Raw genomic sequence first — 20,726 nt, 5'->3', positions numbered from 1 at the left:
GCTCCGGAGGGTAAGCGGCGTGGGGCCATGGTACCGCTTTATACCGGTGTCGGCCCCTTCGCGGGCGTGCCCGCACATTACGGCCCAGATGCATCGGGTGGTGCGGTCCCTGTGGGAGCGGGCAAGCCCGCGAACCGCGCACCGCGCGGCCAGACTATGCGGGAACCCCGATCAACACATAAGACGGGTGAAACTGTACCCGCACCACACTGCCATCCACGACCTGCTGGGCAGCCAACCAGTGCGCATCAGCCATTGCACACAGGGTCTGCCCGTTGCCTAACGCCAGCCTGACTTCACTGGGCCCATCGACCTCTGCCAGCACTTCCTCCACCTTCGTGCAAAGGCAATTGCTCCCCGCTTCGGCCTCTTCCCCCTCCGCCAACAAGCGCACCCACCCGGCCTTGAGCAGCGCCACCACCGTTGTTCCCACTGTCAGCTCCAGGCGCGCCGTGCTGTCGTGGGTGATCAGCGCATCGATCTCCAACCCGCCGCTCAATGCCAGGCTGACGCGGTCATACCGGCCTTCAGGGCGCAGGGCGCTGACCTGGCCCTGCAACTGGTTGCGCGCACTGGTGCGCAGCATCAGGCGCCCGAGCAGGTCGAGGTCGCTGGATTCTTCGGCGGCTTCAAGGATTTGTGCCTGCAGGGCCTGCAGCCGTTGGTACAGGCGCAACACCCGCTCGCCTTCCGGCGACAAGTGCGCACCGCCACCGCCACGGCCACCGGTGCTGCGCTTGACCAAGGGCTGGCTGGCCAGGTTGTTGAGCTCGTCGATGGCATCCCAGGCCGCCTTGTAGCTGATACCCGCGGCCTTGGCGGCGCGGGTGATCGAGCCTTGTTCGGCAATATGCTGCAGCAGCGCTATGCGCTGTGGGCGGCGTGCGATGTGCTGGGTGAGTAGGGCGGGTAGGGACATGGGGGTTCCGTATACAAGGGTGCTTTACGAATGGGCAGGTCGCGCCTGGTCATACATACCCCGGTTTGGGCGTACGTGCCAGGCAATACACATCCACCCGCCGCGCACCTGCCTTGCGCAGTGCCTGGGCGATAGCCTGCGCAGTGGCACCGGTGGTCAACACATCATCGACGATGGCGACATGCTTGCCTTCCAGTTTGCCCATGACCGCGAACGCCTGGCGCAAATTGCGCCGGCGTGCCGTGGCACCCAGATGTTGCTGTGCCGGTGTCTCGCGGGTGCGGACCAGCAAACGCTCGTTGCAGGTTACCCCGACGTGCGACGACAACCACCGCCCAAGCATCCCCGCCTGGTTGAACCCCCGCTCGCGCAGTCGACGCCTGGCCAAAGGCACAGGCAACAGCAGGTCAGGGCGAGGCAACCCTTCGGCATAGCGATACAGCAGCCCCTGCCCCAGCAGGTCAGCCATCAGACGCCCCAAAGGCCATTGGCGATTGTGCTTGAAACGGCTGATCAACGTGTCCACCGGAAAGCCGAAATGCCACAGGGCAATGACCTGATCGAAGGCCGGCAAGCCGCGGCCACACGGGGCGCAGGTCAAGCCGGCCATGGGCAAGGGCAGGGCGCAATGCCGGCACTGATCACCCAGCCAGGGCAGCGCCTGTTCGCAGGTGATGCACAGCGGGTAATGCTGCTCGGCAGGCTCATCACATAACAAGCATTTCTGATTAATAAGTGACCACTTGTAAACCAGTCGCTTCCAGTGTAGTTGACAGTTCATAGGCCTTCCATGACTATGCGAGCTATCCGTGATGCGCTGGCGGGCTTTCCTGTCCCGGCGCCAGCTACAGCCTAAACAAGGAAACGCCGATGAGCGCCAGCACAACTGCAACAACACGTCACGACTGGTCCCTGGCCGAGGTCAAGGCGCTGTTCCAGCAACCGTTCAATGACTTGCTGTTCCAGGCCCAGACCGTGCACCGCGCGCATTTCGACCCCAACCGCGTGCAGGTTTCGACCTTGCTGTCGATCAAGACCGGCGCCTGCCCGGAAGATTGCAAATATTGTCCGCAGTCCGGCCACTACAACACCGGGCTGGAGAAACAGAAGCTGATGGAAGTGCAGAAGGTGCTGGAAGAAGCTGCCCGTGCCAAAGCCATCGGTTCTACCCGTTTCTGCATGGGGGCGGCGTGGAAGCACCCGTCGGCCAAAGACATGCCCTACGTGCTGGAGATGGTCAAAGGCGTCAAGGCCATGGGCCTGGAAACCTGCATGACCCTCGGCAAACTCAATCAGGAGCAGACCAAGGCCCTGGCCCACGCGGGTCTGGACTACTACAACCACAACCTCGACACCTCGCCGGAGTTCTACGGCAGCATCATCACCACGCGTACCTACAGCGAGCGCCTGCAGACCCTGGCCTACGTGCGCGATGCCGGGATGAAAATCTGCTCTGGTGGCATTCTGGGCATGGGTGAATCGCTGGATGACCGCGCCGGCCTGCTGATCCAGCTGGCCAACCTGCCGGAACACCCGGAGTCGGTGCCGATCAACATGCTGGTCAAGGTGGCCGGCACGCCGCTGGCTGAGGAAGAGGACGTCGACCCGTTCGACTTTATCCGTATGCTGGCCGTGGCCCGTATCCTCATGCCCAAGTCTCACGTGCGCCTGTCCGCCGGCCGCGAGCAGATGAACGAGCAGATGCAGGCCCTGGCCTTCATGGCGGGCGCCAACTCGATCTTCTACGGCGAAAAGCTACTGACCACGGCCAACCCCCAGGCCGACAAGGACATGCAGCTGTTCGCGCGCCTGGGCATCAAGCCCGAAGCGCGTGAAGAGCACGCCGACGAAGTGCACCAGGCAGCCATCGAGCAAGCGCTGGTCGAGCAGCGCAGCAGCGAGATGTTCTACGACGCCGCGACAGCCTGATATGGCTTTCGACCTCGCAGCGCGCCTGGCCGAACGGCGCGCCGCAGACCTGTATCGGCAGCGGCCATTGCTGGAAAGCCCGCAAGGGCCGGAAGTCGTGGTCGACGGCCAGCGGTTGCTGGCCTTCTGCAGCAATGACTACCTGGGCCTGGCCAACCACCCCGAGGTGATCGCCGCCTGGCAGGCTGGCGCCGAGCGCTGGGGTGTGGGGGGGGGGGCCTCGCACCTGGTGGTTGGCCACAGCACTCCGCACCATCAGGTTGAAGAGGCACTGGCTGAACTTACCGGCCGCCCGCGCGCACTGTTGTTCTCCACCGGCTATATGGCCAATCTGGGCGCCATCACGGCGCTGGTAGGGCAGGGCGACACGGTACTGCAAGACCGCCTCAACCATGCCTCGCTGCTGGATGGGGGGCTGCTCAGTGGTGCCCGCTTCAACCGCTACCTGCACAACGACCCGGCCAGCCTGGCCAGCCGCCTGGACAAGGCGGTCGGCAATACCCTGGTGGTGACCGATGGCGTGTTCAGCATGGACGGTGACCTGGCCGACCTGCCGGCGCTGGCCAATGTCGCCCGTGCCCGCGGAGCCTGGCTGATGGTTGACGATGCCCATGGCCTGGGCACCTTGGGCGCACAGGGTGGCGGCATCGTCGAGCACTTTGGCCTGGGCGTGGATGACGTACCGGTGCTGATCGGCACGCTCGGCAAGGCTTGCGGCACTGCGGGCGCCTTTGTTGCTGGCAGCGAAGCGCTGATCGAGGCGCTGGTACAGTTCGCCCGCCCCTATATCTACACCACCAGCCAGCCACCGGCGCTGGCCTGCGCCACACTCAAGAGCCTGGAGCTGCTGCGCCGCGAAACCTGGCGTCGTGAGCACCTGGCAGCCTTGATTCGCCAGTTCCGAGAAGGCGCGCAGCAGATGGGGCTGCAGTTGATGGACAGCCCGACGCCGATCCAGCCCATCGTCATCGGCGACAGTGCGCAGGCGTTGCGCCTGTCACGCCTGCTGCGTGAGCGCGGCTTGCTGGTGACGGCCATCCGCCCACCCACCGTGCCGGCTGGCAGCGCACGCCTGCGGGTAACCCTGAGCGCCGCACACAGCGAGGCGCAGGTGCAGCTATTGTTGAATGCATTGGCCGAGTGTTATCCACAGTTGGAGAACGCCGATGCGTAATCGACTTGTTCTATTGCCCGGCTGGGGCTTGGGAACTGCTGCGCTGGAGCCGCTGGCCGCTAGCCTGCGTGCTCAGGACGCCCGCCTGCAGGTAGAGCTGATGCCCCTGCCAGAACTGGCTCACAGCGATGTGCAGGCCTGGATCGACCATCTGGACCGCAAGCTGCCCAGCAATGTCTGGCTGGGTGGCTGGTCACTGGGTGGCATGTTGGCCAGCGCGCTGGCGCACAAGCGTGGCGACCACTGCTGCGGGCTGCTGACCTTGGCCAGCAACCCCAGCTTCCTGGCCCGGCCAGATTGGCCCCATGGCATGGCCGAAGACACCTTCGGCACCTTCCTCGACGGCTGCCGCAACCATACCCAGGTCACCCTCAAGCGCTTCCGTACCTTGTGCAGCGACGGCGCCCTGCAGCCGCGCACCTTGTTGCGTCAGCTGGGTGTCGGCGTGCCGGATACCGACCCGTTGTACCTAGCCACTGGCCTTGAAGTGCTGGCCAAGCTGGACACCCGTGAAGCCTTGCAGGCCTATGGTGGCCCGCAACTGCACCTGTTCGCCGGCAGCGATGCGCTAGTGCCGGCAGAGGCGGCAAAGGCGTTGAGCGAGCTGTTGCCCGATGTAGAAGTGGGCCTGGTCGAAGACAGTTCCCACGCGTTCCTGCTGGAGTATCCGCAGGAGCTGGCGGCGGGCATCAAGAGTTTTCTGCATGAGAGTGGCGATGACTGACCTTTCCCGTCCGACCCTGCCCGGCACATTGCCCGACAAGCGCCAGGTGGCGGCCTCGTTCTCCCGCGCCGCGGCCAGTTACGACAGCGTGGCGGCCCTTCAGCGTGCTGTAGGCCTGAGCCTGCTGGAGCAGTTGCCGGCAGGCCTGCAGCCGTCACACTGGCTGGACCTGGGCAGTGGCACCGGTCATTTCAGCCGCATGCTGGCCGAGCGTTTCGCCCAGGCCAGCGGCGTGGCGGTGGATATTGCCGAAGGCATGTTGCTGCATGCCCGTCATGTAACGGGTGGGGCGCAGTATCACGTGGTTGGCGACGCCGAGCGTCTGCCGCTGCGCGATGGCAGCGTCGACCTGGTGTTTTCCAGCCTGGCGGTGCAGTGGTGCGATCAGTTCGCCTGTGTGCTGGCCGAGGCGCAGCGGGTGCTGCGCCCAGGTGGAGTACTGGCCTTCAGCAGCCTGTGCGTGGGCACCCTCGACGAACTGCGCGCCAGCTGGCAGGCGGTGGATGGCCTGGTGCATGTAAACCGCTTCCGCCGTTTCGAAGACTATCAGCGCCTGTGCGCAGACAGCGGTTTTGAACAGCTTGAGCTGGAGCGGTGCCCGCATGTGCTGCACTACCCGGATGTGCGCAGCCTGACCCACGAACTGAAGGCGTTGGGGGCGCACAATCTGAACCCTGGGCGACCTTCCGGCCTCACCGGCCGGGCGCGAATGCAAGGCCTGCTGCAGGCCTATGAGGCATTTCGCCAGCCCGCGGGGCTGCCAGCCACCTATCAAGTGGTCTATGGTGTGTTGCGCAAGCCACAGGCTTAAGGGGAGCACGATGAGCCAGGCCTTTTTCATTGCGGGTACCGATACCGATGTCGGCAAGACCACCATCGCCGCCGGCCTGTTGCATGCGGCGCGTTTGCAGGGCATGAGCACGCTGGGTGCCAAGCCGGTGGCCTCGGGCTGCACCATGACGCCGAAAGGCCTGCGCAATAGCGATGCCCTGGCGCTGATCGACGAAAGCACGGTCAAGCTGCCCTATGAGCAGGTCAATCCGTTTGCCTTCGAGCCTGCTATTGCCCCGCATGTGGCGGCGCGCGAGGCAGGGGTGACGCTGGCTGTGCCAGAACTGCTCGCGGCGATGCGCAATGTGCTGCAACAAAATGCCGACTTCACCCTGATAGAGGGGGCCGGTGGCTGGCGCGTACCGCTGTCCGGCCTGGAGAACCTGTCCGACCTTGCTGTTGCCCTGCGGTTGCCGGTGATTCTGGTGGTAGGCGTGCGGTTGGGTTGCATCAGCCATGCCTTGCTCAGCGCCGAAGCGATCGAGCGTGATGGGCTGCAGTTGGCGGGTTGGGTGGCAAACATCATCGAGCCGCGCACTTCACGCCTGGAAGAGAACCTGGCCAGCCTTGCAGAGCGCTTGCCGGCGCCTTGCCTGGGGCGGGTGCCCAAGCTCAAGCAGGCCAGTGCCGACATGGTGGCTGAGCATCTGCAGCTGGATCTGCTGGATTAGTGTGATGCAGGCCCGGCCTCTTCGCGGGTAAACCCGCTCCTACGAGGGGACGCATACCGGTGTGGGCGCGGGTTTACCCGCGAGGCGGCCAGTGCAGGAATACCCAAGGCCTATCAACTGGCATTGAGCCATTAGGGATTTAAACGGGCCTTTTCGCCCCTAGCCTGTTTTAATTGGGGCTGTTCGTCATCCAGCGTCAATGGAGTCCTGACATGGAAATCACCGGTAGCTCCGCCTACTACGCGGGCCTGAGCGCAATCCAGACCGGCCAGAACCGCGTCGATCAGGCCGCCAGCCAGATCGCCAACACCACTGCCGAACGTACCGCCACTAGCCAGTCCAGCGATTTTCAGGCCGAACGCCTGCGCGCGGTCGACCGCAGCCAGCAGATGGACCTGGCCACCAGTGTCGTGCAACAGGCGGTGGGCAAGACCGAAGTCGAGCTTGGCGCGAAGGTCGCCAAGGCATCCGACGAAATGCTTGGCCGGATCATCGACACCTACGCCTGAACACTTGCGTCATCCCCTATTTCAGCGCCTGCCCTTGTAGGAGCGGGCTTGCCCGCGAATGCGTCCGATCAGACAACAATTTTGTCTGGTCGGGCCTCTTCGCGGGCAAGCCCGCTCCTACAAGGGTTTGTGGCATGGCATGACTGATTTGCCATTTTTCGTGGCGTAAATGGCACCATAGTCCATCCTTGACAGAAAGCTGAGCTAAACGTAAGTTTCAAACAACTGTTTGATCGGCTTCCGCCAAGCGCGGGTCACCCCACAGAACTCACCTAGAGGTTCATCGCAATGCCTGACTACAAAGCCCCCTTGCGTGATATCCGCTTCGTTCGCGACGAGCTGCTTGGCTATGAGGCGCACTATCAGAGCCTGCCGGGCTGCCAGGACGCCACGCCCGACATGGTCGACGCGATCCTTGAAGAAGGCGCGAAGTTCTGTGAGCAGGTGTTGTCGCCGCTGAACCGCGTGGGTGACCAGGAAGGCTGCACCTGGAGCGAATCGGGGGTGAAAACCCCAACCGGCTTCAAGGAAGCCTACCAGCAGTTCGTCGAAGGCGGCTGGCCGAGCCTGGCACATGACGTCGAACATGGCGGCCAAGGCCTGCCAGAGTCGCTGGGCCTGGCCCTGAGCGAAATGGTCGGTGGCTCGAACTGGTCGTGGGGTATGTACCCAGGCCTGTCGCATGGCGCGATGAACACTATTTCTGCGCATGGCACTGCCGAGCAGCAACACACCTACCTGACCAAGCTGGTGTCCGGCGAGTGGACCGGCACCATGTGCCTGACCGAACCGCACTGCGGCACCGACCTGGGCATGCTGCGCACCAAGGCCGAGCCACAGGCCGACGGCAGCTACAAAGTGTCGGGCACCAAGATCTTCATTTCGGCCGGTGAGCACGACATGGCCGAAAACATTGTCCATATCGTCCTGGCCCGCCTGCCGGACGCACCGGCCGGCACCAAGGGTATTTCACTGTTCATCGTGCCGAAGTTCCTGCCCAACGCCGAGGGCGGCGTGGGCGAGCGCAACGGCGTGAGCTGCGGCTCGATCGAGCACAAGATGGGCATCCACGGTAACGCCACCTGCGTCATGAACTTCGATGCGGCCACCGGTTACCTGATCGGCCCAGCCAACAAAGGCCTGAACTGCATGTTCACCTTCATGAACACTGCTCGCCTGGGGACCGCGCTGCAAGGCCTGGCCCACGCCGAGGTGGCGTTCCAGGGTGGCCTGAAGTACGCCCGTGAGCGCCTGCAGATGCGTTCCCTGACCGGCCCGAAAGCACCGGACAAGGCCGCTGACCCGATCATCGTCCACCCGGACGTACGGCGCATGTTGCTGACCATGAAGGCCTTCGCCGAAGGCAACCGCGCGATGGTGTACTTCACTGCCAAGCAGGTGGACATCGTCAAGTACAGCCAGGACGAAGAAGAGCGCAAGAAGGCTGACGCCCTGCTGGCGTTCCTGACCCCGATCGCCAAGGCATTCATGACCGAAGTCGGTTTCGAAGCCGCCAACCATGGCGTACAGATCTACGGTGGCCATGGCTTCATCGCCGAATGGGGTATGGAGCAGAACGTGCGCGACAGCCGTATCTCCATGCTGTACGAAGGCACTACCGGTATTCAGGCCCTCGACCTGCTCGGTCGTAAAGTGCTGATGACTCAGGGCGAAGCACTGAAGGGCTTCACCAAGATCGTGCACAAGTTCTGCCAGGCGCAGGAAGGTAACGAAGCGGTCAAGGAGTTCGTCGAACCGCTGGCGGCCATCAACAAGGAGTGGGGCGAGCTGACCATGAAAGTGGGCATGGCTGCCATGAAGGACCGTGAAGAAGTGGGTGCGGCTTCGGTCGATTACCTGATGTACTCCGGCTATGCCTGCCTGGCTTACTTCTGGGCCGACATCGCCCGTCTGGCCGCCGAGAAACTGGCAGCCGGTACCAGCGAGGAGGCGTTCTACACCGCCAAGCTGCAGACTGCCCGCTTCTACTTCCAGCGCATCCTGCCACGTACCCGTACCCATGTGGCGACCATGCTGTCGGGCGCCAACAACCTGATGGCGATGGACGAAGAGCACTTCGGCCTGTCGTACTGATACTGGCGCTGTACCCAAAACCCGCCTGCCCTGACCGGGAGGCGGGTTTTTTACGTCTTCAGGTTCAGCGTGGTCCCTCGTAGGAGCGGGTTCACCCGCGAAGAGGCCGGGCCTGCTGGCCAATCTCCGTCAGCCGTTCACCGTTGCCGGCGCTACCGTATTCGCGGGTAAACCCGCTCCTACAAGGCTCGCGTGGCGGCAGGAAGTTCGTTCATCCAACCGCAAATTCAACTGTTCCAGTGCACTGCCGATGAAGTGAGGGCACAATGCCATTATTGATCTGCCGGGTTGGAGATTACCCTTGTTTCGTTTTAACGCTGTTCGCGCAAGCCACTTCCTGCCGTCGCTGTTCTTGTTGCTGGCAGGGCTCGCCGCAGCCTATGTGAGAGACCTCAGCGTCTTTTTCACATCGCTGTTCAATGTCCTGCCTACCTTGGTTCTACTGCTGGGCGGCGCCTACTGTGCGGTTTATCGCCGCCAGCGTGAGCTGTTCCTGATGCTGACGGTGTACATCGCCTACTTCCTGCTCGATACCCAGACCGACTTCTACCGTGACCATGGCCGCGTGCGTGAGGACGCCGCGGTGATCTTCCACCTGGTCTGCCTGTTGCTGCCGGCGCTGTTCGGGCTGTACGGCGCCTGGCAGGAGCGCACGCACCTGCTGCAGGACCTGGTCGCCCGCGGTGCCGTATTGTTTGCCGTGGGCAGTGTGGCGGTGGCCCTCCAGCAAAGCTACCCCGAGGCGTTGCTGACCTGGTTGGCGGAGATCCGCTGGCCGGCTTTGCATGGCCACTGGATGAGCCTGATCCAGATGGTCTACCCACTGTTCCTGGGTGTGTTCATTCTGCTGGTGGTGCAGTACCTGCGTGCACCCCGGCCGCTGCACGCTGCGCAGTTGATCGGCCTGCTGGGCATTTTCTGGATGCTGCCGCAAACCTTCATCCTGCCGTTTACCTTGAACATCATGTGCAGCCAGGTAATGTTGATGATCGCCGCAGCCGTGGCGCACGAGGCTTATCAGATGGCCTTCCGTGACGAGCTGACTGGCCTGCCGGGGCGTCGTGCGCTGAACGAGCGCATGCAGCGCCTGGGGCGTAACTATGTGATCGCCATGACCGATGTCGACCACTTCAAGAAATTCAACGACACCCACGGCCACGATGTCGGTGACCAGGTGCTGCGGTTGGTCGCCAGCCGCTTGTCCAAGGTCACCGGCGGTGGCCGCGCCTACCGTTATGGCGGGGAAGAGTTCGCCTTGGTGTTCGCCGGCAAGACTGCCGCGGAATGCGTGCCGCATGTGGAGGCCGTGCGTGAAGTGATCGCCAATTACGTGATGCACCTGCGCGATCAGCACAACCGCCCGCAGGACGATACCGCCGGGCGCCAGCGCCGGGCGGGCAGCGCCGGCGGCACGGTCTCGGTCACCATCAGTATCGGCGTGGCCGAGCGCCAGGCCGATCATCGCAACCCCGAGGCGGTGCTGAAATCCGCCGACCAGGCGCTTTACAGTGCCAAAGGCGCGGGGCGAAATTGTGTCATGGTACATGGGCGACAATCACTGCGGGGGGCAGTGCGCACGGCGTGACCAGGCGAGACTATACAGTCGGTTGATGACCCTATGTCTCGCAAAAGTTGTTCGGTTACACTGCCAGTAACCCCAGTGTCGCGGTTCCCCGAGACCGCCCCGACCCGACTAGCGAGAGGTTGTCATGGCTGACTATAAAGCGCCCCTGCGCGACATGCGCTTCGTACTGAATGAAGTCTTCAACGTGGCCGAGCAGTGGACGCAGTTGCCCGGGCTGGCCGAGGTTGTCGATGCCGACACGGCCATGGCCGTGCTGGAAGAAGCCGGCAAGGTCACCGCCAAGACCATCGCGCCGCTCAGCCGCGCCGCCGACGAAGAGGGCTGCCACTGGGACAACGGCGCGGTGCGGACCCCAGCCGGTTTCATTGAAGCCTACAACACCTACGCCGAAGGCGGCTGGGTGGGCGTGGGCGGCGACCCGCTGTTCGGCGGTATGGGTATGCCCAAGGCCATCTCGGCCCAGGTCGAGGAAATGGTCAACGCGTCCAGCCTGGCTTTCGGCCTGTACCCGATGCTGACGGCCGGCGCATGCCTGTCGATCAACGCCCACGCCAGCGAGGCCTTGAAGGAAAAATACCTTCCGAACATGTATGCCGGCGTTTGGGCCGGCTCCATGTGCCTGACCGAGCCGCATGCCGGTACTGACCTGGGCATCATCCGCACCAAGGCCGAGCCCCAGGCTGATGGCAGCTACAAGGTCAGCGGTACCAAGATTTTCATCACGGGTGGCGAACACGACCTGACCGAGAACATCATCCATCTGGTGCTGGCCAAGTTGCCGGATGCACCGGCAGGGCCGAAAGGTATTTCGCTGTTCCTGGTGCCGAAATTCCTGGTCAATGAAGACGGTAGCCTCGGCGCGCGGAACCCGGCCACTTGCGGCTCGATCGAGCACAAAATGGGCATCCAGGCCTCGGCTACCTGTGTGATGAACTTCGACGAAGCAGTCGGCTACATTGTCGGTGAGCCGAACAAAGGCCTGGCGGCCATGTTCACCATGATGAACTACGAGCGCCTGGGCGTCGGCATTCAAGGCCTGGCGTCGGCCGAGCGCTCCTACCAGAACGCCGTGGAGTACGCCCGCGATCGCCTGCAAAGCCGTGCCCCGGCCGGCCCACAAGCCAAGGACAAGGCTGCCGACCCGATCATCGTCCACCCGGACGTGCGTCGCATGCTGTTGACCATGAAGGCGCTGATCGAAGGTGGCCGCGCATTCTCCACTTATGTGGCCATGCAACTGGACAGTGCCAAGTACAGCGAAGACGCCAGCGTGCGCAAACGCAGCGAAGAGCTGGTGGCACTGCTGACGCCGGTGGCGAAGGCCTTCCTCACCGACCTGGGCCTGGAGTGCGCAGTGCACGGCCAGCAGGTATTTGGCGGGCATGGTTACATTCGTGAGTGGGGGCAGGAGCAGTTGGTGCGCGACGTGCGCATTACCCAGATCTACGAAGGTACCAATGGCATCCAGGCCCTCGACCTGATGGGGCGTAAAGTGGTGGCCAGCGGCGGGGCATACTACAAGCTGTTCTCTGACGAAATTCGCCAGTTCATTACCGGTGCAGGCAGCGAACTGGACGAATTCGCCAAGCCACTGGGCGCTTCGCTCGACCAGCTCGACGGGTTGACCGAGTGGGTATTGCACCAGGCCAAGGGCAACCCGAATGAAATTGGCGCGGCTTCGGTCGAGTACCTGCATGCCTTTGGCTATGTTGCCTATGGTTACATGTGGGCACTGATGGCGCGGTCGGCCCAGGCGGGCGAGGGGGATGTGCCGTTCTATTCGGGCAAGCTGGGTACGGCGCGGTTCTACTTTGCGCGGTTGCTGCCACGGGTGGATTCGCTGGTGGCTTCGGTGAAGGCGGGAAGTGAGTCGCTGTACCTGCTGGATGCCGAGCAGTTCTGATCGATTTCTGGGGCTGCTGCGCAGCCCAATCGCGACGCAAGGCTGCTCCCACAGGTATTGCCTAAGTTTGGATAGGTGGGGCCTTGCGTCGCGATTGGGCCGCAAAGCGGCCTCAGCCATCGCATATCTCTGAATGAATTCCCTGTGTAAGCTTTTTCCTACACGACGCGGTGACTTTTCACCACTGTTCTAAGATTGGATCCACTGTTAATCTTTACCACATGGACGTTGCGCAGGAAGCGCAAAGGACAGATCAAGGACGACGACGAAGGACCACCTGCCAGGATGGCGGGGCGATACGGATGTCACAGGGAAACAGTCTGGAAAACCCCGCTTCGGCGGGGTTTTCTTTATGTGCGTGTTTTAGGCCAGCACATCCAGCGGTGATGCTCCCATCAGGCGAGCGTCCGTCTCTTCCTCCAGCAACGTGCGCAGCAGATCCACAGAGGCCTGCTGGCGCTGGGCATCGCGAAATACCAGGCCGACCTTCAACGGCACGCGCGGCTCGCTCAACGGCTTCCACAGCAGCCCTTGATCATCTTCGGCGGCCTCCTTGGCACGCCCCGGCAGAATGGTCGCCAGCGCTGTGTGCGCGAGGCTATCGAGAATCCCTGCCATATTGTTCATCTCTGCCTGCACCTGCGGCCGTCGGCCTTGGCTGGCCAGCTGCGCCTGCCAGATCTGGCGAATCTGGAACTCCTCGCCCAGCATCAGCATGGGCAACTCGGCGGCCTGGCGGATGGACACCTTCTTGAAGTCCTTCAGCGGGTGGGTATTGGGTATGACCAGTTGCAGCTCATCTTCGTACAACAGCAGGCCATGCAGCCCTGGCTGGCGCGGCGGCAAGTAGCTGATGCCGATGTCCAGGTTGCCATTGAGCAGGCGCCGTTCGATCTCCAGCCCCGACAACTCGTAAATCTGCACGACCAGGTGAGGTTGAGCCTTGCGCAGCCGTTCAAGCAGTTGCGGTATCAGGCTTGGCCGCACGGTCTGCAATACACCGATAGCCAAGGTGCGCAGCGACTGGCCCTTGAAGTTGCGCATAGCCTCGTGGGCACGCTGCAGGCCGTCGAGCAACGGCAGGGCATGGTTGTACAAGGTGTGGGCGGCCAGGGTCGGCAGCAAGCGTTTGTTGCTGCGCTCGAACAGGCTCAGGTCGAGGCTGTGCTCCAACTGGCGAATCTGCTGGGAAAGCGCCGGCTGTGACAGCGACAGGCGTTCGGCGGCACGCCCTACGTGGCCTTCTTCGTACACCGCGACGAAATAACGCAGTTGGCGGAAATCCATAAGTAACACTTATCGAAAATGCTGGAAAAACGAAATGGTCGAAAACCCTGCTGAAGCCTAGTCTATCGCCGTATTCCAAAGGGTTACAGCGATGATTCGGTCGATTGTTACCCCGGATGAAAAACACTTTTGATAGGAAAGGCAAAATATCGAGTGCCGGCACCAAGACCGCACCGTGGCTGCCCTTTACCGTGATTGGTTGGAGCCCTTGATGAACCTGTTCAACCTGCGCCGCTCGGCTCCTGCCGCCGCCGCCGAGCCCAAGCGTGCGCCGGTGATCGTCCCGCACGCGTCTGAGCTGTCGCCCGAGCGCCTGATGCCCGGCGCCGAACGTGCAGCGCAGGTATTCGTGCGTGGCCAGGGCTCGTGGTTGTGGGACAACGAAGGGCATGCCTACCTGGACTTCACTCAGGGCGGTGCGGTCAACAGCTTGGGCCACAGCCCCAGCGTGCTGGTCAAAGCGTTGGGCAACCAGGCTCAGGCGTTGATCAACCCGGGCTCGGGCTTCCACAACCGTGGCCTGCTGGGGCTGGTCAACCGGCTGTGTCAGAGTACCGGCAGTGACCAGGCCTACCTGCTTAACAGCGGTGCCGAGGCCTGTGAAGGGGCGATCAAGCTGGCGCGTAAGTGGGGCCAACTGCACCGCAACGGCGCCTATCACATCATTACTGCCAGCCAAGCCTGCCATGGCCGTAGCCTCGGCGCGCTGTCCGCGTCCGACCCGTTGCCGTGCAATCGCTGCGAACCTGGCCTGCCGGGTTTCAGCAAGGTGCCGTTCAATGACCTGGCGGCGCTGCACGCCGAGGTGGATTCACGCACCGTGGCAATCATGCTCGAGCCGATACAGGGCGAGGCGGGCGTTATTCCCGCTACTCAGGAATACCTCAAGGGCGTGGAAACGCTCTGCCGCGAACTGGGCATCCTGCTGATCCTCGATGAAGTGCAGACCGGTATTGGTCGCTGTGGTGCGCTGCTGGCCGAAGAGCTCTATGGCGTGCGCGCCGACATCATCACCTTGGGCAAGGGCCTGGGGGGCGGCGTGCCGCTGGCCGCCTTGTTGGCGAGGGGCAAGGCATGCTGCGCCGAGCCTGGTGAGCTGGAAGGCAGCCATCACGGCAACGCGCTGATGTGCGCCGCCGGCCTGGCGGTGCTGGACAGCGTGCTGGAACCTGGCTTTCTGGCCCATGTACAGGACAACGGTCGCCACCTGCGTGAAGGCCTGAGCCGCCTGACCGGGCGCTATGGTCAGGGTGAAGTGCGCGGTCACGGGCTGCTATGGGCCCTGCAACTGAAAGAAAACCTGGCCCGCGAACTGGTGGCTGCGGCCCTGGACGAAGGCCTGCTGCTCAACGCGCCGCAAGTGGATGTAGTGCGCTTTTCACCGGCGCTGACTGTGAGCAAAGGCAACATCGACGAAATGCTGCTGCGCCTGGCGCGCGCTTTCGCCCGCCTGCATGCCCAACAGCAGGCCCGTCGCGAAGTGCCGGCGTAGCGGCCTGGCAAAGAATTCAACGAACCGTCTGGCGTTCCTGCGCATCGCCCCTGGCCTGTTTCATTCGGCCTGGGGCGTTTTTTTTTGCCTGTGGAACCTCTACGGCTGGGAGCTAGTCTTTGATGTAACCCTTCAGGAGAGACTCGCATGGACTTTATTCGCATCATCATCGCCATTCTTCTGCCACCGCTGGGCGTGTTTCTGCAGGTGGGGTTTGGCGGGGCGTTCTGGCTGAATATTCTGCTGACTTTGCTGGGGTACATTCCGGGGATCGTGCATGCGGTGTATATCATCGCCAAGCGTTGATACAGGCAGAGATTGGCCCCTGCAGGAGCAGCGCAAGGTCGCTCCTGCTCGGGGCGCCTGGAACTACTGCGCCAACACCCGGCAATAGAATTTCCACTCTTCTTCCAAGGCGTGTGCCAGGTTCTCCGCCTTGCGGAACCCGTGCCGCTCCTGCGCATAAAAATGCCCTTCAGCGTCAATCCCGTTGGCCTGTAGCGCCGCCAACATGGCGCGTGTCTGCTCCGGCACCACCACCGCATCCAGCTCACCCTGGAAGAAAATCACCGGCACCTTGATGCGCTGCGCATGCAGCAGCGGCGTGCGCTGGCGATAGCGTTCAGTGTCGCGCTGCGGGTTGCCGATCAACCAGTCCAGGTAATCGCCCTCGAACTTGTGGGTGGCACGGCCCAGGGCTATCGGGTCGCTGACCCCGTACAGGCTGGCGCCGGCGCGGAACACGTCATGGAACGCCAAGGCGCACAAGGTGGTGTAGCCACCGGCGCTACCGCCGCGGATGAACGCCTTTTGCTTGTCGACCAGGCCTTGAGCAGCCAGATATTCGACCGCGGCGCAGGCATCGGCCACATCACTTTCGCCCCAGCGCTGGTTCAGTGCCTGGCGGTATTCCCGACCATAGCCGGTGCTGCCCCGGTAGTTGAGGTCGGCCACGGCAAAGCCACGCTGGGTCCAGTACTGGATGCGCGGGTCGAGCACGGGATAGCAGGCTGAGGTTGGCCCACCGTGGATGAACACCACCAGCGGTGCGGCGCCCTGCGAATGCACTGGCGGGTAGAAGAAACCATGGGCCTGCTCGCCGCCACTGTCGTAGTGGATCGGCTGCGGTAGGCTGATTTGCCCTGCTGGCAGTATTTCGGCACCACCGGCCAGAACGCGTACTTCATGGTTGCCGCGGTCAATGGCAATGACTGCCGGTGGGCTGATGGGCGACGCGGCGATGGCATACAGGTGTTCGCTGTCCATGGCCAGGCTGCGAAAGCGTGTGTAGGCACTGGCGAAACGCTCCATACGGCCATCTTCACCACGCAGCCCCAATTGCCCGAAGCCGTCTTCGAACCAGCTGGCCAGGTAGCTTTGCGGGCCCAGTGGCAACCAGGTACAGGTGCCCAATTGCCAAGGCGCAGCAGCATGGTCTGCCGGTGCGGCAGGCAACGCCTGCCATTGGCCATCGACCTCACCCCAGGGTTGCCAGAAACCATTGCGGTCGGACAGGCAGTAGAGCCGACCTTCGGCATCGAAGCGTGGTTGTTGCAGCGATTCTTCTGCGGCGGCTACACATTGCGCCGGCCCCCAGTGGCCGCTGGCATCGCGCGCGCGATACATCAGCCGGGTGACGGTCCAGGGCTGCGCCGGGCGGTCCCATTCGATCCACGCCAGGCGCTGGCCATCGGCACTGACAGCAGGCGAGGCATAGAAGTCGGCGCCCTCGGCGAGCACCTCGCGGCTGCTGTCACCCAAAGCGATCAGGCGGTGCTCTACTTGCTCGGCATGGCGCTCTTCGACGGCCAGTACCTGGCCGTCGTGCCACTGCACATCGCCATAGCGGCAGCTGGCATCCTGGGTCAGCGCACGCGGTAGCGAATCGTCCAGCGGCTGGGTGTAGACCTGCTGGTCCTTTTCGTTGACGAACACCAGCCCGTCGCCACCCAGGCAGAAGCTGCCGCCGCCGTACTCATAAACCCGGCTGCGTACGCTGAAGCCGTCCGGGGTCAGGCAACGGGCCTGGTAGTGCAGCCAGTGCCAGACACGGCACGCTCCATCGGCCGGGCGGAATTCGTTCCAGAACAGCCCGTCGGCACTGACCTTGAGTTCGGCGAAGTCGGTGCCGGCGGCAACCGCCTGGGCCGCGCTGAACTCAGCCGCGGGCGATGACACGGGAGTTTCGATCATTGCGGAAGGTCATCTGTTCGATCGCGAGCTGGGCGGTTTCTGCCTCCTCGCGGGCCTTGAGGATGATGCCGTGCTTGGTCGACTTGGCGCACACCGGGTCGGCGTTGCTGGCATCGCCGGTCAGCATGAAGGCTTGGCAGCGACAGCCGCCGAAGTCTTTTTCTTTCTCGTCGCAGGAGCGGCAAGGTTCGCGCATCCACTCATAGCCACGGAAGCGGTTGAAACCGAACGACTCATACCAGATATGGTGCAAGTCGTGGTCGCGTACATTCGGAAACTGCACGGGCAGCTGGCGGGCGCCGTGGCAGGGCAATGCGGTACCGTCCGGGGTGATGGTGAGGAACAGGTTGCCCCAGCCGTTCATGCAGGCCTTGGGGCGCTCTTCATAGTAGTCGGGGGTAACGAAAATAAGCTTGCACGGGTTGCCCTCGGCCTTGAGCTTGTCCCGGTATTCGTTGGTGATACGTTCGGCCCGCTCGAGCTGCGCGCGGGTTGGCAGCAGCCCAAGGCGGTTGAGGTGCGCCCAGCCATAGAACTGGCACGTGGCGAGCTCGACAAAGTCGGCCTCAAGGGCAATGCACAACTCGATGATGCGGTCGATCTTGTCGATGTTGTGCCGATGGGTGACGAAGTTGAGCACCATCGGGTAGCCATGGGCTTTTACCGCGCGGGCCATCTCCAGCTTTTGTGCAAAAGCCTTTTTCGAGCCGGCCAGCAGGTTGTTCACCTGCTCGTCGCTGGCCTGGAAGCTGATCTGGATATGGTCCAGGCCAGCCTTTTTGAAGTCGGCGATGCGCGCTTCGGTCAGGCCAATGCCCGAGGTGATCAGGTTGGTGTAGTAACCCAGGCGGCGGGCCTCTGCGATCAGTTGGGCAAGGTCCTGGCGTACCAGCGGTTCACCGCCGGAAAAGCCGATTTGTGCGGCGCCCATTTCCCGCGCTTCAGCCATGACCTTGAACCACTGTTCGGTGCTCAGCTCCTGGCCCTGGGCGGCGAAGTCCAGCGGGTTGGAGCAATACGGGCACTGCAGCGGGCAGCGGTAGGTCAGCTCGGCCAGCAACCACAGCGGCAGGCCGACCTCGGGCGTAGGTGGCAACTCAGGCGAGGACGATCCAGTGTTCGGCACGGGCCACCTCCATGAACTGCTCGATGTCATCGGCCACTTCCGGGACATCGGGGAATTGCTGTTCGAGTTCGCTGATAATCGCTGCCACATCACGCTGGCCGTCGATCAGGCCACCGATCAGGCTCGCGCTGTCGTTGAGCTTGATCATGCCTTCGGGGTACAGCAACACATGGCCCTTTTGCGCCGGCTCGTACTGGAAGCGGTAGCCGGGGCGCCAGTTCGGCACTTGGTTACGGTCGAAACTCATAGGGTGATTCCCTTGTGCCACACCCGTTCCTGGGTGACGGAGTGATAGGGTGGGCGGTTCAGTTCGTAGGCCATGCTCATGGCATCGAGCATACTCCAGAGGATATCCAGCTTGAACTGCAGTATCTCCAGCATACGCTCCTGGCCCGCACGGGTGGTGTAGTGCTGCAGGGTAATCGCCAGGCCGTGTTCCACATCGCGTCGAGCCTGGCCCAGGCGGGTACGGAAATACTCATAGCCGGCGGGGTCGATCCACGGATAGTGCTGCGGCCAGCTGTCCAGGCGTGACTGGTGGATTTGCGGGGCGAACAGCTCGGTCAGCGAACTGCTGGCGGCTTCCTGCCAGCTGGCGCGGCGGGCAAAGTTGACGTAGGCGTCCACGGCAAAGCGCACGCCAGGCAATACCAGTTCTTGCGAGCGCAATTGGTCCGGGTCCAGCCCGACAGCCTGGCCCAGGCGCAGCCATGCTTCGATGCCGCCATCCTCGCCGGGCGCACCATCGTGGTCGAGCAGGCGCTGGATCCACTCGCGGCGCACTTCGCGGTCCGGGCAGTTGGCCAGGATCGCGGCATCCTTCATCGGGATGTTGACCTGGTAGTAGAAGCGGTTGGCTACCCAGCCCTGGATCTGCTCGCGGGTGGCGCGCCCCTGGTACATCGCCACGTGATACGGGTGATGGATGTGGTAATAGGCGCCCTTGGCGCGCAGGGCCTGCTCGAATTCGGCAGGGGACATTGGCAGTGCGTCGCTCATTCGGCTGGCTCCTGTAGAACGATTATCTGGCCTGGCACATCCCTCTCCCTTGTGGGAGCGGGCGTGCCCGCGAACACCGGCGAAGCCGGTGCCATTGACCGTGTTGGCTTTTTCGCGGGCATGCCCGCTCCCACAGGGTCTGGTGTCGCCTCACAGACTGTTTTACAACGCGATGCTCATGCCGTCGAAGGCAACTTCGACGCCCCGGCGCAGGACTTCGGCGCGCTCGGGTGAGTCTTCGTCGAGAATCGGGTTGGTGTTGTTGATGTGGATAAGTACCTTGCGCTGGCGCGGGAAGCCGTCGAGCACTTCCAGCATGCCGCCAGGGCCGTTCTGGGCCAGGTGACCCATCTCGCGGCCGGTGCGGGTGCCCACGCCACGGCGCTGCATTTCGTCGTCTTCCCAGAGGGTGCCGTCGACCAGCAGGCAGTCGGCACCGTGCATCATCGCCAGCAGCTTTTCGTCGACCTGGCCCAGGCCCGGGGCGTAGAACAGCTTGCCGCCGGTGCGGGTGTCTTCGACCATCAAACCCAGGTTATCGCCCGGGTGCGGGTCGAAGCGGTGCGGGGAGTAGGGCGGCGCGGCGCTGCGCAGGGGGAAGGGGGTGAACTTGAGGTTGGGGCAGGCGTCGATCACGAAGCTGCCTTCCAGCTCGATTCGGTTCCACTGCAAGCCACCGTTCCAGTGGCTGAGCATGTTGAACAGCGGGAAACCGGTGGTCAGGTCCTGGTGGACCATGTCCGTGCACCACACCTGATGCGGGCAGCCTTCGCGCAGGCTGAGCAGGCCGGTGGTGTGGTCGATCTGGCTGTCCAGCAGGACGATGGCATTGATACCGGTGTCGCGCAGTGCCCGGGCCGGCTGCATCGGCGCAAAGGCCTGCAGTTGGGCGCGGATGTCAGGCGAGGCATTGCACAATATCCAGTGCACACCGTCGTCGGACAGGGCGATGGATGACTGGGTGCGCGCGGTGGCTTTCAGGGTGCCATCACGGTAGCCCTTGCAGTTGACGCAGTTGCAGTTCCACTGCGGGAACCCGCCACCGGCGGCGGAGCCGAGAACCTGGATGTACATGGCCACTCTCTATGCAGAAACCGGATCTGAAAAACGAAAACGCCCCGGCAGGCCGAGGCGTGAAACCCTAAGCCCGGCTTAGCGGTTAGCGAAGTACATGGTGACTTCGAAGCCGATACGCAGGTCAGTGTATGCAGGTTTGGTCCACATGGAATTACTCCTTCCGAATGAGGGTTGGGTTGTTCAGCTACTACTTGGGTACCGCCATGCGTTGGC

Annotated in this window: 20 protein-coding genes; 11 read left to right on the top strand and 9 right to left on the bottom strand. The window is 63.0% G+C overall.

Annotated features, from left to right (window positions below):
• Nucleotides 1-154: 154 nt before the first annotated feature.
• Entirely contained in the window at nt 155-919 is a 765-nt protein-coding gene (locus tag ACF8Q6_RS01125; RefSeq protein WP_392490206.1) for a TOBE domain-containing protein, read from the bottom strand.
• 49 nt (nt 920-968) lie between these two features.
• Nucleotides 969-1,700 (bottom strand): phosphoribosyltransferase family protein, encoded by a 732-nt coding sequence (locus tag ACF8Q6_RS01120; protein ID WP_392490207.1) that lies wholly within the window; start codon nt 1,698-1,700, stop codon nt 969-971.
• Between the two features lie 89 nt (nt 1,701-1,789).
• On the opposite strand from ACF8Q6_RS01120, the gene bioB reads away from it, so the two are divergent.
• The 9 genes from bioB (at nt 1,790) to ACF8Q6_RS01075 (ending at nt 12,339) form a co-directional block, all read left to right on the top strand.
• Nucleotides 1,790-2,848, top strand: coding sequence for a biotin synthase BioB (gene bioB / locus ACF8Q6_RS01115; RefSeq protein ID WP_392490208.1), 1,059 nt, complete (start codon nt 1,790-1,792; stop codon nt 2,846-2,848).
• Nucleotide 2,849: 1 nt separating this feature from the next.
• Entirely contained in the window at nt 2,850-4,022 is a 1,173-nt protein-coding gene (gene bioF / locus ACF8Q6_RS01110) for an 8-amino-7-oxononanoate synthase (protein ID WP_047603138.1), read from the top strand.
• Nucleotides 4,015-4,746 carry an alpha/beta fold hydrolase gene (locus tag ACF8Q6_RS01105; protein WP_003255608.1) on the top strand — a complete coding sequence of 244 codons (732 nt, stop codon included), beginning with the start codon at nt 4,015-4,017 and terminating at the stop codon, nt 4,744-4,746. Before bioF ends, ACF8Q6_RS01105 begins: the two co-directional genes overlap by 8 nt.
• Nucleotides 4,739-5,557: a malonyl-ACP O-methyltransferase BioC gene (gene bioC / locus ACF8Q6_RS01100; protein WP_392490209.1), complete on the top strand. Its 819-nt coding sequence runs from the start codon at nt 4,739-4,741 to the stop codon at nt 5,555-5,557. Before ACF8Q6_RS01105 ends, bioC begins: the two co-directional genes overlap by 8 nt.
• A 10-nt stretch (nt 5,558-5,567) precedes the next feature.
• Nucleotides 5,568-6,248, top strand: a complete 681-nt coding sequence (bioD, locus tag ACF8Q6_RS01095; RefSeq protein WP_003255605.1) for a dethiobiotin synthase — start codon at nt 5,568-5,570, stop codon at nt 6,246-6,248.
• Nucleotides 6,249-6,460: 212 nt separating this feature from the next.
• Complete coding sequence (locus ACF8Q6_RS01090) at nt 6,461-6,757, top strand: hypothetical protein (protein ID WP_003255603.1); 297 nt, start codon at nt 6,461-6,463, stop codon at nt 6,755-6,757.
• A 288-nt stretch (nt 6,758-7,045) separates the two neighbouring features.
• Nucleotides 7,046-8,851: a phenylacyl-CoA dehydrogenase gene (locus tag ACF8Q6_RS01085; RefSeq protein ID WP_392491411.1), complete on the top strand. Its 1,806-nt coding sequence runs from the start codon at nt 7,046-7,048 to the stop codon at nt 8,849-8,851.
• 301 nt (nt 8,852-9,152) lie between these two features.
• Complete coding sequence (locus ACF8Q6_RS01080; RefSeq protein WP_014755114.1) at nt 9,153-10,436, top strand: diguanylate cyclase; 1,284 nt, start codon at nt 9,153-9,155, stop codon at nt 10,434-10,436.
• Nucleotides 10,437-10,560: 124 nt separating this feature from the next.
• Nucleotides 10,561-12,339, top strand: coding sequence for an acyl-CoA dehydrogenase C-terminal domain-containing protein (locus tag ACF8Q6_RS01075; RefSeq protein ID WP_392498139.1), 1,779 nt, complete (start codon nt 10,561-10,563; stop codon nt 12,337-12,339).
• 363 nt (nt 12,340-12,702) lie between these two features.
• Here ACF8Q6_RS01075 and ACF8Q6_RS01070 read toward each other — a convergent pair whose 3' ends face one another.
• Complete coding sequence (locus ACF8Q6_RS01070) at nt 12,703-13,626, bottom strand: LysR family transcriptional regulator (protein WP_392489777.1); 924 nt, start codon at nt 13,624-13,626, stop codon at nt 12,703-12,705.
• 211 nt (nt 13,627-13,837) lie between these two features.
• Between ACF8Q6_RS01070 and ACF8Q6_RS01065 the strand changes: the two genes are divergently transcribed.
• Together ACF8Q6_RS01065 and ACF8Q6_RS01060 are read left to right on the top strand one after the other, a co-directional pair.
• A complete protein-coding gene (locus tag ACF8Q6_RS01065; RefSeq protein WP_392489776.1) occupies nt 13,838-15,118 on the top strand; it encodes an aspartate aminotransferase family protein in 1,281 nt (426 codons plus the stop codon).
• Between the two features lie 147 nt (nt 15,119-15,265).
• The gene (locus ACF8Q6_RS01060) at nt 15,266-15,424 is read left to right on the top strand and encodes a YqaE/Pmp3 family membrane protein (RefSeq protein WP_003177654.1); all 159 of its coding nucleotides are present in this window, start codon (nt 15,266-15,268) and stop codon (nt 15,422-15,424) included.
• Nucleotides 15,425-15,487: 63 nt separating this feature from the next.
• Here the strand turns inward: ACF8Q6_RS01060 and ACF8Q6_RS01055 are convergent, their stop codons facing one another.
• The 6 genes from ACF8Q6_RS01055 to pqqA all read right to left on the bottom strand — a co-directional run bounded on the left by ACF8Q6_RS01055 (nt 15,488) and on the right by pqqA (nt 20,660).
• Entirely contained in the window at nt 15,488-17,311 is a 1,824-nt protein-coding gene (locus tag ACF8Q6_RS01055) for a S9 family peptidase (protein ID WP_392489775.1), read from the bottom strand.
• Nucleotides 17,277-18,437: a pyrroloquinoline quinone biosynthesis protein PqqE gene (gene pqqE / locus ACF8Q6_RS01050; protein ID WP_392489774.1), complete on the bottom strand. Its 1,161-nt coding sequence runs from the start codon at nt 18,435-18,437 to the stop codon at nt 17,277-17,279. The genes ACF8Q6_RS01055 and pqqE overlap by 35 nt, the downstream gene beginning before the upstream one ends.
• Nucleotides 18,409-18,684 carry a pyrroloquinoline quinone biosynthesis peptide chaperone PqqD gene (pqqD, locus tag ACF8Q6_RS01045; RefSeq protein ID WP_003255595.1) on the bottom strand — a complete coding sequence of 92 codons (276 nt, stop codon included), beginning with the start codon at nt 18,682-18,684 and terminating at the stop codon, nt 18,409-18,411. The genes pqqE and pqqD overlap by 29 nt, the downstream gene beginning before the upstream one ends.
• Nucleotides 18,681-19,436, bottom strand: coding sequence for a pyrroloquinoline-quinone synthase PqqC (gene pqqC, locus ACF8Q6_RS01040; RefSeq protein WP_003255592.1), 756 nt, complete (start codon nt 19,434-19,436; stop codon nt 18,681-18,683). Before pqqC ends, pqqD begins: the two co-directional genes overlap by 4 nt.
• A gap of 162 nt (nt 19,437-19,598) precedes the next feature.
• Nucleotides 19,599-20,510, bottom strand: coding sequence for a pyrroloquinoline quinone biosynthesis protein PqqB (gene pqqB, locus ACF8Q6_RS01035; RefSeq protein WP_003255590.1), 912 nt, complete (start codon nt 20,508-20,510; stop codon nt 19,599-19,601).
• Nucleotides 20,511-20,588: 78 nt separating this feature from the next.
• The gene (pqqA, locus tag ACF8Q6_RS01030) at nt 20,589-20,660 is read right to left on the bottom strand and encodes a pyrroloquinoline quinone precursor peptide PqqA (RefSeq protein WP_003243383.1); all 72 of its coding nucleotides are present in this window, start codon (nt 20,658-20,660) and stop codon (nt 20,589-20,591) included.
• Nucleotides 20,661-20,726: the final 66 nt, after the last annotated feature.

It is taken from the genome of Pseudomonas sp. GLN_2 (assembly GCF_043106005.1).
In the GTDB taxonomy this organism is placed as follows: Bacteria; Pseudomonadota; Gammaproteobacteria; order Pseudomonadales; family Pseudomonadaceae; genus Aquipseudomonas; species Aquipseudomonas alloputida.
The sequence above is the reverse complement of the archived record's forward strand: the minus strand, read 5'-3'. Positions and strand labels throughout refer to the sequence as shown.